14 protein-coding genes are annotated in these 14,426 nt (G+C 63.5%); 2 read left to right on the top strand and 12 right to left on the bottom strand.

What is annotated here, in order from left to right; translation table 11 throughout:
* Positions 1 to 14 precede the first annotated feature (14 nt).
* From GWC77_RS12510 to ndk, 6 genes are all read right to left on the bottom strand, one after another.
* Positions 15 to 644 carry a tetratricopeptide repeat protein gene (locus GWC77_RS12510; protein ID WP_173257219.1) on the bottom strand — a complete coding sequence of 210 codons (630 nt, stop codon included), beginning with the start codon at positions 642 to 644 and terminating at the stop codon, positions 15 to 17.
* A gap of 71 nt (positions 645 to 715) precedes the next feature.
* Positions 716 to 2,056, bottom strand: coding sequence for a histidine--tRNA ligase (gene hisS, locus GWC77_RS12505; protein ID WP_173257218.1), 1,341 nt, complete (start codon positions 2,054 to 2,056; stop codon positions 716 to 718).
* Between the two features lie 25 nt (positions 2,057 to 2,081).
* The gene (gene ispG, locus GWC77_RS12500; protein ID WP_173257217.1) at positions 2,082 to 3,386 is read right to left on the bottom strand and encodes a flavodoxin-dependent (E)-4-hydroxy-3-methylbut-2-enyl-diphosphate synthase; all 1,305 of its coding nucleotides are present in this window, start codon (positions 3,384 to 3,386) and stop codon (positions 2,082 to 2,084) included.
* A 93-nt stretch (positions 3,387 to 3,479) separates the two neighbouring features.
* A complete protein-coding gene (locus tag GWC77_RS12495; protein WP_173257216.1) occupies positions 3,480 to 4,625 on the bottom strand; it encodes a helix-turn-helix domain-containing protein in 1,146 nt (381 codons plus the stop codon).
* Between the two features lie 214 nt (positions 4,626 to 4,839).
* Positions 4,840 to 5,976: a 23S rRNA (adenine(2503)-C(2))-methyltransferase RlmN gene (gene rlmN / locus GWC77_RS12490; RefSeq protein WP_173257215.1), complete on the bottom strand. Its 1,137-nt coding sequence runs from the start codon at positions 5,974 to 5,976 to the stop codon at positions 4,840 to 4,842.
* A 113-nt stretch (positions 5,977 to 6,089) separates the two neighbouring features.
* Positions 6,090 to 6,515 (bottom strand): nucleoside-diphosphate kinase, encoded by a 426-nt coding sequence (gene ndk, locus GWC77_RS12485; RefSeq protein WP_173257214.1) that lies wholly within the window; start codon positions 6,513 to 6,515, stop codon positions 6,090 to 6,092.
* Positions 6,516 to 6,761: 246 nt separating this feature from the next.
* On the opposite strand from ndk, the gene GWC77_RS12480 reads away from it, so the two are divergent.
* Positions 6,762 to 7,460: a Bax inhibitor-1/YccA family protein gene (locus tag GWC77_RS12480; RefSeq protein WP_173257213.1), complete on the top strand. Its 699-nt coding sequence runs from the start codon at positions 6,762 to 6,764 to the stop codon at positions 7,458 to 7,460.
* 66 nt (positions 7,461 to 7,526) lie between these two features.
* Here the strand turns inward: GWC77_RS12480 and rlmD are convergent, their stop codons facing one another.
* Positions 7,527 to 8,930 (bottom strand): 23S rRNA (uracil(1939)-C(5))-methyltransferase RlmD, encoded by a 1,404-nt coding sequence (gene rlmD / locus GWC77_RS12475; protein WP_173257212.1) that lies wholly within the window; start codon positions 8,928 to 8,930, stop codon positions 7,527 to 7,529.
* An 83-nt stretch (positions 8,931 to 9,013) separates the two neighbouring features.
* On the opposite strand from rlmD, the gene GWC77_RS12470 reads away from it, so the two are divergent.
* Positions 9,014 to 9,868, top strand: coding sequence for an endonuclease/exonuclease/phosphatase family protein (locus GWC77_RS12470; RefSeq protein WP_173257280.1), 855 nt, complete (start codon positions 9,014 to 9,016; stop codon positions 9,866 to 9,868).
* A gap of 30 nt (positions 9,869 to 9,898) precedes the next feature.
* Here GWC77_RS12470 and GWC77_RS12465 read toward each other — a convergent pair whose 3' ends face one another.
* From GWC77_RS12465 to surE, 5 genes are read right to left on the bottom strand one after another with little or no spacing between them, the layout of a single operon-like run.
* A complete protein-coding gene (locus GWC77_RS12465; protein WP_173257211.1) occupies positions 9,899 to 10,678 on the bottom strand; it encodes a 3'-5' exonuclease in 780 nt (259 codons plus the stop codon).
* Positions 10,679 to 10,695: 17 nt separating this feature from the next.
* Positions 10,696 to 11,796, bottom strand: a complete 1,101-nt coding sequence (gene rpoS, locus GWC77_RS12460; protein WP_173257210.1) for an RNA polymerase sigma factor RpoS — start codon at positions 11,794 to 11,796, stop codon at positions 10,696 to 10,698.
* A gap of 11 nt (positions 11,797 to 11,807) precedes the next feature.
* Positions 11,808 to 12,773 (bottom strand): peptidoglycan DD-metalloendopeptidase family protein, encoded by a 966-nt coding sequence (locus GWC77_RS12455; protein ID WP_173257209.1) that lies wholly within the window; start codon positions 12,771 to 12,773, stop codon positions 11,808 to 11,810.
* A gap of 5 nt (positions 12,774 to 12,778) precedes the next feature.
* Positions 12,779 to 13,609 carry a protein-L-isoaspartate(D-aspartate) O-methyltransferase gene (locus GWC77_RS12450; RefSeq protein ID WP_173257208.1) on the bottom strand — a complete coding sequence of 277 codons (831 nt, stop codon included), beginning with the start codon at positions 13,607 to 13,609 and terminating at the stop codon, positions 12,779 to 12,781.
* Complete coding sequence (surE, locus tag GWC77_RS12445) at positions 13,606 to 14,364, bottom strand: 5'/3'-nucleotidase SurE (protein ID WP_173257207.1); 759 nt, start codon at positions 14,362 to 14,364, stop codon at positions 13,606 to 13,608. Before surE ends, GWC77_RS12450 begins: the two co-directional genes overlap by 4 nt.
* Positions 14,365 to 14,426 lie beyond the last annotated feature (62 nt).

The following is a 14,426-nucleotide window of genomic DNA, read 5'->3' as shown; positions in this document are numbered from 1 at the left end:
ATCGCTAAGCCGGCTCAGCTGCCCAGCGCGTCGAGCTTGAATTGAATCAGCTGACGCGCGGACGTGTCGCTCTTCGCCAGTGAATCGAGTGCGACTTGATAGGCGGCACGCGCATCGGCGCGTTTGCCGCCAGCGGCCAGCAGATCGCCGCGACGGTCGGCCACGACGCCCTTGAACCCCTCGGGTGGCGCGCCGGCCAGTAACGCAAGCCCCGCATCGTACGACTTTTCGTCGAGCAGGACGCCCGCGAGCCGCAGCTTCGCGATTTCCTTGTATTCGTCGTCCTTCGCGTGGTCGATCGCCCATTGCAGCTGGGTTTTGGCCGCCGCGATATCGCCGGCCTCGTACAACGCCTTGGCAGCGGCGAGCGCCGTCATTTGGGCATACGCGGTGCCGCCGTACCGCGATTCCATGTCGGCGGCATCCCGCACCAGGTTCGCCTTATTCTTCGACGAAACCGCCTGCTGCACTTGCTCATATAGCACGGCCGCTTGAGCCGCCTCGCGGCGTTGCCAGAAATTCCAACCGTTCCAGGCGGCAGCGGCGAGGAGCGCAACGAGGACGATCCAGGTCGCCGCGTTACCCCACTGCGCCCACCAGGCCTTGAAGCTCTCTATCGATTCTTGTTCGTCGTGATAACTCATCGCCAAGCGATTCCTTCTTTCCTGCGTCTTGTGATTGTCGGGTCGCCGTCATGCGCCGCACGGGGCGTGCATCAATCCTCGCCGTCTTCGGCGGTTGCAACCATCGCATTGATTAGAAATTCGGTCAAGTTTTCGACCGGAACACTGCGTTGTTCGCTTTTCTCGCCCGCGGCACCCGTTTCGCGCAACGGCTTGATCGCCACCGTCCCGCTCGCGACTTCGTCTTCGCCGAGGATGACGGCGAACGCGGCCCCGCTCGCATCGGCGCGTTTCATCTGCGATTTGAAACTCGCCGATGCGCCGTCGGCGCTGCAGTGCAAGACGACGTCGAGGCCTGTATCGCGCAACCGCTCCGCGATCACGAACGCCTGCTCGCGCGCGGCATCGCCCTGATGAACGACGTAGACATCGCAACCTTCTTCCTGCGGCACGAGCCCGTCCTCCTTCAGCAGCTCGAGAATGCGCTCTACGCCCATCGCCCAGCCGCACGCGGCGGTCGGCTTGCCGCCCAATTGCTCGATGAGCGGATCGTAGCGGCCGCCGGCGGCCACGGTGCCTTGCGCGCCGAGCTTGTCGGTGACCCACTCGAAGACGGTCAGGTTGTAATAGTCGAGCCCGCGTACCAGCCGCGGATTGATCGAGAACGGAAGGTTGTTGGCTCTCAAGAGCCGCTGCAGTCCTTCGAAATGCGCACGCGACTCCTCGCCGAGGAAGTCGATGAGCTTCGGTGCATTTTGCGCGATTTCCTGCAGCGCGGGATTCTTCGTATCGAGCACGCGCAGCGGGTTCGTGTAGAGGCGGCGTTTCGCGTCCTCGTCGAGCGCATCGATATGCTGTTCGAGATACCGGATGAGTTCGACGCGATGCGCGGCACGCTCTTCGGCCAGACCGAGCGAGTTGATTTCCAGTCGGATACCGGTCAAGCCGAGGTCGTCCCACAAGCGCTGGCACATGAGGATGATCTCGGCATCGGTGTCGGGGCCCGCAAAGCCCAGCGCTTCCACGCCGACCTGATGAAACTGCCGGTATCGCCCACGCTGAGGCCGCTCGTGACGGAACATCGGACCGACGTACCAAAGCCGCTTCGGGCCGTCGTAAAGCAGATTGTGCTCGATGCAGGCGCGTACGACGGCCGCGGTGTTTTCCGGGCGCAGCGTCAGGTTTTCGCCGTTCAGCGCATCGACGAAGCTGTACATCTCCTTCTCGACGATATCGGTCACCTCGCCGATACCGCGTGTGAACAGCTGCGTGTGCTCGACGATCGGCGTACGGATGTTCTGATAGCCGTACGCACGCAGCATCGACTTCACGGTCGACTCGAAAAACTCCCAGAGCGCGGCATCCTGCGGCAGGATGTCGTTCATGCCTTTCACGCCGGTCAGTTTCTCGAGCTTCTTTTTCGGTTCAGTCATTCTGGATTGTGTTGACGATTGATGCTCAGTTCGCGACGGCAGCGCGGCCATACCGGCGCTCGACATAGTCGCTCACGATCTGCTGGAATTCCTCGGCGATGCGCTCTCCGCGCAGCGTCTTGACCTTTTCGCCGTCGATGAAGACAGGCGCGGCGGGGTTTTCGCCCGAGCCCGGCAAACTGATGCCGATATTCGCCTGCTTCGATTCGCCGGGACCGTTGACGATGCATCCCATCACGGCGACATGCATCTTCTCGACGCCGGGATACTGCTCGCGCCAAACGGGCATCTGCGCGCGCAGATAGGACTGGATCTGCGCGGCCAGCTCCTGAAAAAGCGTACTCGTCGTACGTCCGCAGCCCGGGCACGCGATGACCATCGGCGTGAACGACCGCAGTCCCATGGTCTGCAGAATCTCCTGTCCCACGATGACTTCGCCGGTACGCGACGCGCCGGGCTCGGGCGTGAGCGAGATGCGGATCGTATCGCCGATGCCTTGCTGTAGTAGCACGCCCAGCGCGGCTGTCGAAGCGACGATGCCTTTCGAACCCATCCCGGCCTCCGTCAGCCCGAGATGCAGCGCGAAGCGGCAGCGGCGCGCAAGCTCGCGATAGACGGCGATCAGATCCTGCACGCCGCTCACTTTGCACGACAGAATGATTTTCCCGCGCGCGAGCCCTAGTTCCACGGCGCGCTCCGCGGAGCCGATGGCCGATTGGATCAGCGCCTCGTACATGACGCTTTGCGCATCCCAGGGTGCGCTGCGCGCTGCGTTTTCATCCATCATGCGCGCGAGCAGATCCTGGTCGAGGCTGCCCCAGTTGACGCCGATGCGCACCGGCTTGTCGTAGCGGATCGCGGCCTCGATCATCTGCGCGAACTGCGTGTCGCGCTTCGCGCCCTGCCCCACGTTGCCGGGGTTGATCCGATATTTCGACAGCGCCTCGGCGCAGCCCGGATAGTCACGCAGCAACAAATGGCCGTTGTAATGGAAATCGCCGACGAGCGGCACGAACACACCCATGCGATCGAGCTGCTCGCGAATCGCCGGTACCGCCTGCGCGGCTTCCGGTGTATTCACGGTGATACGGACGAGCTCGGAGCCGGCCTGCGCCAGCTCTTTCACCTGAATTGCCGTGCCGATTGCGTCGGCCGTATCGGTGTTCGTCATCGATTGAATGCGCACGGGAGCATCCCCGCCGATCGTCACCAGCTGACCGCCCCAGCGGACGTCCACGGCATGCGAGACGCGACGCGGAGCGGGACCACCGAAAATCGGCTCGGACGAACAAATCTGGCTGCTGCTGTCGGATTGCATCGAAAGACCCATTGTTGCTGATTACGCTACGTGCTCCGCGCGCTCATGAGCGGCGGTTCACCCATGTGAGAGGCGCCACGGCGGCGCCGGCGCCCACGCTCATATTCACGGCAGCGTGAAGCGCGCGACATTGCCTTTAGTCGGACCGTACTTCGCGGCCTCGACGGGCTTGCCGTCAACGGTGACGGACTGAAGGCCCGCCCGATTGCCCGCGATCACCTTCAAAGGCGCTTGGCCCGTCACTTGTTTGGTATCGCCAGCGTGCACAATACCCGAGAACACTTCCTTGCCTGCCTTGTCCCGTACGCTGAACCAGCTGTCCTGCGTCACGGCGAACGAAAGCGTCGTGGCGCCGGCCGGAACCGCCGACGCCTCGGCCGGCGTTGCCGCGCTCGCCGCGGCGAGCGCCGGCGATTGCGCGGCCGGCGCCGGTGTCACCGTGGCAGCCGAAGCTGGCGCCTCTGCCGGCGGCAGGGCCTGCTGCTGCGCCGAAGGCGGAGTGGCGGCGGAAAGCGACGCAAGCGGAGTGGGCGTGAGCGCCTGTCCTTCGCTTGCAGCGCCGGCGACCGCGGCCGGCGCGCTGGCCGGCGCGAACCCCGTATCCGCGGCGGCCGCGGTACCCGATGCGATCGTCTGTCCTTGCGCGGTCGTCGTCGACGGACCGCTCGAATTGGCCGCCGCTCCGTTCGCGCTCGCTTTCAGGCGCGCGAGCCAGGCCGGCGGTTGACCGCCGCTATGCCACATGACGAGCGCAACGAGCCCAACGACGACAGCGGCAACACCCCACCACCACGAGCGGTGCCTCGGCGTGCCGCCCAACGAAACCGAGACGCGCCCGCGCGGCAAATCGGTGCCCGTCGATGCCGGCATCGAAAGGTCGGGCTCGGGCTCGCCTTTCTCGCGGCGCAACGCCTGCACGAACGGCGCCGCGTCGACGCCCAGCATCTTCGCGTAGCTGCGCACGACCCCGAGCGCGAACGTCGTGCCCGGCAAATGGCTGACGTCGCCCGACTCGAGCGCCCGCATCTTGGCCGGCGGTACCTTCAGCCGTGCCGACACATCGTCGATCGACCATCCCTTCGCCTCGCGCAGCTGCGCGAGGCATGCCCCCGCCGCTGTAAGCGAGCCGAACGAGGCCGCGATTGCCGCGTGCCCCGATTGTGGCGCGGCACGATGCCCGGTCGAAACCGGCCCCGATTGTCCCTCGCCCGTCTGAGTGCCCTCTGTATGCGGATGCTGCGGCTCACTCATCCCTGATCCTCGCGTCGATTCTTTTTCACCTGTGCGCCCCGGTTCGACTTTTCGTCCGCCGGATTCGCAGACCGTTTATAACAAAATGCGCTGCACCACGTATCGCTTCCGTGCTTCTTGGTGCTTCTTGGTACTTCCTGCCGCTTTTCGACACTTCGTGACGCGTCGCGCTACGCCGCGCGCCCCTCCGCTCGCATTCGCCCGATATGGGCGTTCACTGGGCTCGCCGCAACTCGATGACGCGGCTTGACCGCCCCATCCGCTCGGCTACGCGTGTGCGATCCTTGATCGCCCCCGCGAGCTGACCGCAGGCGGCATCGATGTCGTCTCCGCGCGTCTTGCGCACGGTCGTGACGACCCCGGCATCGATGAGAATCTGAGCGAACCGTTTGATGCGCTCGGCTTTCGAGCGTACGAGCCCCGACTCCGGAAACGGATTGAACGGAATGAGGTTGAACTTGCACGGCACGTCGGCAGTCAGCTCGAGAAGTTCCCTTGCGTGGGTCTCACTGTCGTTGACGCTGTCGAGCATGCAGTACTCGAACGTGATGAAATCGCGCGGCGCCACGGTCAGATAGCGCCGGCACGCGGCCATCAACTCGGCAAGCGGGTATTTCTTGTTCAGCGGCACGAGTTCGTCGCGCAGTGCATCGTTCGGCGCGTGCAACGATACCGCGAGCGCCACCGGCAAATCGGCGCCCAGCCGGTCCATCATAGGCACGACACCCGAAGTGGAGACCGTGACGCGCCGGCGCGACAACCCGTAGGCGTTGTCGTCGAGCATTAACCGCAGCGCCGGCACGAGCGCATCGTAATTGAGCAGCGGCTCGCCCATCCCCATCATGACGACATTGGTGATGACGCGCTCGCCTTTGCCCGTTTCGGCGCCGCCCGAGGCCGCGCGCAACGCGAATTCGGCCATGCGCAACTGCCCGATGATCTCGCCTGTCGTCAGATTGCGCGAAAAACCCTGTTTCCCGGTGGAACAGAAACGGCAGTTGACGGCGCATCCCGCCTGTGACGACACGCACAGCGTACCGCGCGTTTCCTCAGGAATGAAAACGGTCTCTACCGCGTTCCCGTTGCCGACGTCGACGAGCCATTTGCGCGTGCCGTCGGCCGAGACGTGATCGCTGACGACGGCCGGCATCGTGATCGTCGCGCGGCCCTTGAGCTTTTCGCGCAGCGACTTGGCGAGGTCGGTCATGCCGTCGAAGTCGGCGGCGTTGTATTGATGGATCCAACGCTGCAACTGCTTGGCGCGAAACGCCTTCTCGCCCAGGCTGTCGCAATAGGCGACGAGACCCTCGGCGTCGAGATCGAGAAGGTTGACGGATGAACTGCTCGTCATATCGAATCCTGCTGTTTCATTGCGTCAGCACCGGTCGTGCCAGCGCCCGCATCGCGTGCGAGGCCGACCCGTGCCGTTCGCGCCCTATCGGGCAGTGCGCCCGAGCGCGCTCGTCAGCGCGAATAAACGTTGATCTCGGGGAAGAAGAAGGCGATTTCGACGCGAGCGGTTTCCGCCGCATCCGAGCCGTGCACCGCATTGGCGTCGATGCTGTCGGCGAAGTCCGCGCGAATCGTTCCCTTGTCGGCCTTCTTCGGATCCGTTGCGCCCATCAGATCGCGGTTCTTCAGAATCGCGTCCTCGCCTTCGAGCACTTGCACCATGACCGGGCCCGAAATCATGAATTCCACGAGATCCTTGAAGAACGGACGCGCGGCGTGCACGGCGTAGAATTTCTCAGCATCGGCGCGCGAAAGCTGCGCCATCCGGGCCGCCACGATCTTGAGGCCCGCATTCTCAAAGCGGCTGTAGATCTGCCCGATCACGTTCTTTGCCACTGCGTCAGGCTTGATAATCGACAGGGTACGCTCGATCGCCATAAAAACTCCAAAAAATTAAGGGGTTACGATTTCTAACGAATCTGCAATTGTAGCATGTTCCGGTGTATGATTGCGATTGAACCCTTACGGGGGTGAAAGGTTCGAATGAATAGGATGCCGGGCGCATGCGCGGCCGTTGAAACTCGCGGCGTCCGTACCTATCTTAGTGTCGGGATGGCCTGGAAAAACGCCCTGTCGCGTGTTCAAGCCTGCCCAACGTCACTGCGTCTTACGCAAGGAGAAAGCATGAACGACTATCCGTACAACTTCGGCCGCGGCGGCGCCATCGCCACGGCGGAAACCCGCAACCGCGTGCTACGGAACACTTATTGGCTGCTCGCGCTGTCGATGGTGCCGACGGTGCTCGGGGCTTGGGTCGGCGTCGTGTCGGGCTTCTCGCTCTTTGCCGCGACGAGCCCCGCCATGAGCCTGCTCGCGTTTTTCGCGATCGCGTTCGGCTTCATGTTCGCGATCGAGCGCACGAAAAACAGCGGTGTGGGCGTTGTCGTGCTGCTCGGATTCACGTTCTTCATGGGCCTCATGCTCTCGCGGCTGCTGAGCTTCATCCTCGGCTTCTCGAACGGCCCTTCGCTGATCATGCTGGCCTTCGGCGGTACCGGCGTCATCTTTACAGCCATGGCAACGATCGCCACGGTCAGCAAGCGCGATTTCTCCGGGCTGGGCAAGTGGCTCTTCATGGGCGTGATCGTCTTGTTGCTGGCAATGGTCGCGAACATGTTCCTGCACCTGCCCGCGCTGATGCTGACGGTTTCGGTGCTTGCGATCGCGATCTTTTCTGCCTACATGCTGTTCGATGTGCAGCGCGTCGTGAACGGCGGCGAGACGAACTACATCACCGCCACGCTGGCGATCTACCTGGATCTGTACAACGTGTTCGTCAACCTGCTCTCGCTGCTCGGGATTTTCGGCGGTAACCGGAACTGATCGAGCGCTGCCAGCCACAAAAAACCGGCCCTCGGGCCGGTTTTTTTTCGCCTGGTCGACTCGGGGTCAGTCTCGCTCGAAGAGCGCGATCGATTCGACGTGGGAGGTATGCGGAAACATGTTGACGACGCCGGCGCCCTTGAGCCGATATCCGACTTCATGCACGAGAAGCCCCGCATCGCGGGCGAGCGTCGCCGGGTTGCAGGAGACGTAGACGATCCGGCTTGGCAGCGGTCCTTGTCCGCTTTGCGCAATCTCGGCGAGCCCCTTCGAAACGGCCAGCGCGCCCTCGCGCGGCGGATCGACGAGGAATTTGTCGAATGGCCCGAGCGCGCGCAGGTCATCGGCAGTGATCTCGAAGAGGTTACGGCAAGCGAATGACGTATGGGCGTCGACGCCGTTCGAGCGCGCGTTCTCGAGCGCTCGGGCTGTCAGCGTTTCGCTGCCCTCGATGCCCACTACGTCGCGTGCACGCCGTGCCAGCGGCAGGGTGAAATTGCCGAGTCCGCAAAAGAGATCGAGCACGCGATCGCTCGGTGACGGCGACAGCAAACGTACCGCACGCCCGACGAGCACGCGATTGATCGCATGATTGACCTGAGTGAAGTCCGTCGGCTTGAACGGCATGCGGATTCCGAACTCGGGGAGCGTGTAATCGAGCACGACGTCGAGCGGGTAAAACGGCACAGCGGTGTCCGGACCTTTCGGCTGCACCCAGAACTGAACGCCGTGCCGATCCGCGAACTGCCGCACTTGCGCTTCATCCTCGGCATTCATCGGTTCGAGCACGCGTAGCACGAGTGCGGTCACGCTCGAGCCGACGGCCACTTCGATCTGCGGCAACCGGTCGCGAATCGAAAGGCTTTCGACGAGCCGGCGCAACGGCACGAGCAGCGCCGAGACGTGCGGGGGCAGCACTTCGCAGCTCGTCATATCGGCGACATAGCTGCTTTTTCTTTCATGGAAACCGACTAGCACCCCGCCCTTTTTCACGACATGGCGCACCGTGAGGCGCGCCCGGTAGCGGTAGCCCCACGTCGGCCCGTGGATCGGCCGGAACACCGTTTCGGGGCGCAGCTTCGCCAGATGCCATAGATTGTCCTCGAGCACGCGTTGCTTCACGGCCACCTGCGCGCGGGCGTCGAGGTGCTGCATCGAGCAGCCACCGCAGGTGCCGAAAAACGCGCAGCGCGGCGCGGTACGCATCACGCTTTCGCGCAGAACCTCGACGACCTGAGCCTGCTCGTAGCTCGGCTTTCTCCGATAGCTCGAGTACGTGACACGCTCGCCAGGCAAGGCCCCTTCGACAAAAACAACTTTCCCGGGCTCGCCGTTCTCATCGACGAGGCGTCCGACGCCTCGCGCATCCATGTCGAGCGAGTCGATCTCGATCATTGGGGCGGGAGCAGAAACGGTATCCGGTCTGGCAGACTTGATGCGCGATACGATGGGGCGGGAAGATTCAGACACCGGCTTTTTCCTGGCGGAAATCGAATGAAAGGCGAGATTGTAGACGAACGACGGGGGCGAACGGCACACCGAAGGAGTCCATGATGCGGTTACTCAGCTGGAACATTCAATGGGGACGCGACGCACACGGCGTGGTCGATCTCGCGCGCACCGTCGATGAAGCCCGCAAGCTTGCGAATTTCGACATCCTGGCCCTCCAGGAGGTCACGCGCGGCTTTCACGCCTTACCCGGCGGCCCTTCGGACGATCAATTCGCCGAACTCGCGGCCGCGCTTCCCGGTTTTACCGTGCTCGATGCGATCGGCGCAGACCTGCCGCCCACCGCCGCGGGCCTTCCCCGTCGCCAATTCGGGAACGCGCTGGCCACCCGCTTACCCGTCGAAAAGGTCATTCGCCACAGCTTGCCGTGGCCGGCCGATGCGAGCGGACCGTCGATGCAGCGCGTCGCGCTCGAGGCCGTATTGCAAGCACCGGGCGGCCCGTTGCGCGTGATCGTCACGCATCTCGAATTCTATTCCCTCAGTCAACGGCTCGCCCAAGTCGACGAACTGCGACGCCTGCAGCGCGAAGCGGCGGACCATGCGCGCCATCCGGCACCGGCCGAAAATGCCACCGGTCCGTTCGCTCCCTCAGGCCGGCCGGTCAGCGCGATCGTCTGCGGCGACTTCAACAGCGAATTCGGATCGCCTGCATATCGGCGCTTCATCGAACCGATCGATGACGGACCGGGCTTCGTCGATGCATGGACGTTTCTTCATCCCAGCCGTACGCCGCCGCCCACGGCCGGTGTCTATGACAAAGCGCAATGGTCCTCGGGCGCAATTCCCTGCGACTTCGTATTCGTGACCGCCGATCTGTGCGATCGCCTCGTGCGATGCGAGATCGATGGCGCTACGCAGGCTTCGGATCATCAGCCGATCGTTCTCGAGCTGCGCTAGACGCCGGGCTACGTTTGGCCCAACGGCGGACTAGATACTTTCGAATGCGGCCAGGTACTCGGGCCACTGCGCGCCCGGTTCCTGCGCCAGCGCGTTCTTCACAAATGCGATCTCGTCGGCGTACTCGTCAGCCGAAAACGCGCCGCGCATCAATTGAAAGCGGCAATAGAGCAGGTAGGTGTTGACCACATCCGTCTCGCAATATTGGCGGATCTCCTCGATACGCCCGTCACGGAAGGCCGTCCAGACCTGAGCACCGTCCATCCCGAGCTTGCCCGGGAATCCGCACAGCTTGGCGAGCGCGTCGAGCGGTGCATTCGCGCGGGCCTGATACATCGCGAGCACATCCATCAAATCGGTGTGACGTGCGTGATAGCGGCTGATGTAGTTATTCCATTTGAACTCGCGATCGTCTTCTCCCAGATCCCAGTAGCGCGGAGCCGAAACGCCGTGCACGAGTGCGCGATAGTGCAGGACCGGTAGATCGAAGCCTCCGCCGTTCCATGAAACGAGTTGCGGCGTGTACTTTTCGATGACGCGATAGAAGGACTGAACCAACGCGGCTTCGCCGTCCTCGGGCGTACCCAGCGAGCGCACCCGAAAACCGCCGCGGTCGCGGAACACGCAAGAGATCGCCGCGATACGCTGCAGGTAGTGCGGCAGGAAATCGGTGCCGGTTTTTTCGCGGCGGGCTGCGAAGGCGTGCTCCGCCACCTCGGCGTCGCTCATCGACTCGGGAAGGCCATCGAGCCGGCGAATGCCGGCGACATCGGGAATGGTCTCGATGTCGAAAACGAGAATCGGTGTCATCCAGGTCTGAGTCTTATCTAGAGCACGGCGTCCTTGCGCACGCCGTTGGAAGCGAAAAAGCGTTTGAGCCTGACAAGCGCCTCTTGCTGGATCTGTCGGACGCGTTCCCGCGTGAGTCCCATTTCGTCGGCCAGTTCTTCGAGCGTGGCGGGTTCGATATGGTTGAGTCCGAAACGGCGCTCGATGACGTGCCGGTGCTTGTCGGACAGACGAGAAAGCCAGGCGCGGGTCAGCGTTTCCAGTTCGCGATGCTGAACTTCCGCGTCGGGAGACTGGCTCTGTTCGTCCGAGAGCAGATCGAGCAAGCTGCTCGCTGGGTCGAGGTCGAGCGGAGCATCGAGGGATGCCGTGTGCTCGTTCAATGCCAGAATGTCAGTGACTTCGTCGGTCGTCTTTCCGGTCAGATAGGCGATATCGTCGATGCTCGCGTCGCGCCGCTCGCTCGCGTCGCCCGAATTCATTGAATTTTTTTCCAGATGGCGCTTCGCGCGCAGCACCTGATTCAATTCGCGGATCACGTGCACCGGTAAGCGCACGGTGCGCGCTTGATTCATGATCGCGCGCTCGATGCTTTGCCTGATCCACCACGTCGCGTAGGTGGAGAAACGGAACCCGCGCGTGGGATCGAACTTCTCGATTGCATGCATCAAGCCCAGATTGCCTTCTTCGATCAGATCGAGCAGCGGGACGCCGCGGTTCAGATAGCCCTTGGCAATGCTGACGACGAGCCGTAAATTGCGCTCGATCATGACCTGGCGCGCTTCGAACTCCCCCGCCTTCGCGAGCCTCGAGTAGCGCTGCTCCTCCTCCACAGTGAGAAGCGGCTTGACGCTGATGCGATTCAGGTAATGCTGAATGGTATCGGCCGTCAACTCGGCCTGTAGCAACGCACGGAAATCATCGGGATCGGGGGCGGCCGCCCCCTCCCGCGCTTCGGGCTCGGCATCGTCTGCCTCGCCCTCGCCTGCCGCTCCCTGCGCCTCGAATTCCGCGTCGGCTTCAGGGGCGTCGTCATCCGGCTCGCTCGTCGAAGCGCCCGTCTCCGGTGCTACTTCCTCCGCGATACGGGTAAGCGTTTCCGTCTCGGCTTGTTGCTTGCGGCGCTTCGATTTCGGCATGGTCGTATCGCTTATTGCGGCGGCAAGTATTTCATCGGGTCAACAGGTTTGCCTTGCTGGCGGACTTCGAAGTGAAGCATGACTCGAGGTGCATCGGTCGAGCCCATCTCGGCGATCTTCTGGCCTCTGGTCACCGAGTCCCCCTCTTTTACCATCAAAGCGCGGTTGTGTGCATATGCGGTCAAATACGTTGCGTCGTGCTTGATGATAATGAGATTGCCGTATCCGCGCAGCCCATTTCCTGCATATACCACGCGACCATCGGCAGCGGCCTTCACCGGATCGCCCGCGGCACCGCTGATATTGATGCCCTTGTTGGTCGAGTCGTTGAACGGCGCGATGACGGGTCCCTTCACGGGCCACGCGAAACTGATCGCACCGGCGGCGGGTGCGGGAACGCTCGAAGAACTCGGCGCGGCCGGCTGCGGGGGGATCGTCGTGGCCGCCGAGGCGCCTCCGACCATCGGCGGCATCGCACCGCCGGCACTTGCGCCATTGCCTCCGCTCGGCGTGGTCGGGTTGGGCGGCGACGCCGGATTGCTCGAAAGCGGTGCGGCCTGAACCGCCCCGCCCGTGATCGGTGCCGTCGCGACGCCCGGCGTGACGGCTGCGGCATTGGCGCCCGGCGGCACGACACGGAGCAGTTGATCGACTTCGATCTGGTTCGGATTCGTGAGGTTGTTCCAGGCCGCTATGTCGCGGTAGTTTTGGCCGTTTTCCAGCGCGATACGATAAAGCGTGTCGCCAGGCTTCACGCGGTAGTAGCCGGGCGGTGGCGGTCCGAGCGGCACGGCCGGTTGCGCTGCCTGCGCCGACGATTGAGTAGCGAGCGTGCCGGAACGGTCGACGACCGGTGCCTGATCCATCCGTGTCGCGCAGGCTGCCAGCGACGCGAGGGCCACCGCACACATGACGCGTTGGGCGGCAACCAGCCCGCCGTTTCTGTTGATTGTTCGCATCGCGCTCAACGTAAACATCGGTGTCAAATCACTCCGGATTTTAAGGGGACAAAGAAAACGCTATCAAGCTGCGACTCCCGCCATTGGCTGGGCCCGAGCCGCTCCACGAGCGTGAGTACCTGCGAGTGCCCACCCAGCGCCGCGACAGGTGCGACGAGCCGTCCACCGACCGCAAGTTGCTCGGCGAGCGCCTGTGGCACGTCGAAGCCGGCCGCGGCGATCACGATCGCATCGAAAGGCGCGGCCGCCGGCAAGCCGAGTCGGCCGTCGCCATAATGCAGGCGGATGTTCGGCACCCGCAGCGGCCGTAGATTCTGCTTGGCGCGCTCATAGAGCGGCTTTACCCGTTCGATCGAATAGACGTCGCGCGCAATCTGGCTCAGCACCGTTGCCTGGTAACCGCACCCCGTTCCGATCTCGAGCACCCGATCGAGCGTTCGCCCGGCCGCCGCGAGCTCGAGCATGCGAGCCACCACCGATGGTTTCGAAATCGTCTGCTGATGACCGATCGGCAGCGCCGCATCTTCGTAAGCCTGAGGCGCCAGCCCCGGATCCACGAACAGGTGGCGCGGAACCGCCGCCATCGCATTGAGCACGCGCGCATCGCGGATTCCGTTCGTTCGAAGGCGTTCGACCATGCGCTCGCGCACCCGTTCCGAAGTCAGCGCATGCGCGCCCGAAATGGGCACATTGGGCGCGCCCATTTTGTCGACACCTTGCGACGGCTGCGTGTCGGTGCGCCGCGCGCCGGGCTCCGTCGAACGCAGCGGCGCGTTGCCGGCGGCACGCGAGCGCGGTTTGCGCTCGAGATCGGCGAGCCCGAGCGGAAAACGCCTGGCGCGCTCGCTCGTCATGAGGCCCCGCGCCCCGCAAGCGACCATTCGCGCGTGGCGGCGAGCATCTGAGTATGCGTGAGATCGAGTTGCAGCGGCGTAATGGATACGCGTCCATTGGCAAGCGCGTAAAAGTCCGTGCCCTCGCTCGCATCGAGCGCCTCGCCGGACGGACCGATCCAATAAATCGGCTCGCCTCGGGGATTGGTTTGCCGAATCACCGGCTGCGACGGGTGACGCTTGCCGAGCCGGGTCACCTCCCATCCGCGCATCTCGTCGTAGGGCAGATTGGGAATGTTCACGTTCAGCAGCGGATGGCCGGGAAGCGGATTCGACAGGAAATGCCGGACGATATCGAACGCGACACGCGCGGCATCTTCGAGGTGTGCCCAGCCTTTGTCGACTAGCGAGAACGCAATCGCCGGCACACCGAACATCACGCCTTCTGTCGCTGCCGCCACCGTTCCCGAATAGAGCGTGTCTTCACCGACGTTCTGGCCGTTGTTGATGCCCGAGACCACCAGGTCGGGCTTGTCGTCGAGCATGCCGGTGAGCGCGATGTGCACCGAATCGGTCGGCGTTCCGTTCACGTAGTAAAAACCGTTAGACGAGCGCAGCACCGACAGCGGACGCGCCAGCGTGAGAGAATTTGATGCGCCGCTGCAATTTTGCTCGGGTGCCATCACGGTGATGTCGCCGAGCGGCTTCAGGGCGCCATGAAGCGCGGCGAGACCCGGCGCCAGATAGCCGTCGTCGTTGCTCAGTAAGATTCGCATGCGGCGATTGTAACCGAGGAGTCGGCGCCGCTGATCGCCTGGGCCGGCGTATTCGCGCCCAA

The organism is Paraburkholderia sp. NMBU_R16, assembly GCF_013282575.1.
GTDB lineage: Bacteria > Pseudomonadota > Gammaproteobacteria > Burkholderiales > Burkholderiaceae > Trinickia.
This window is presented reverse-complemented; position numbering and strand designations above follow the sequence as displayed.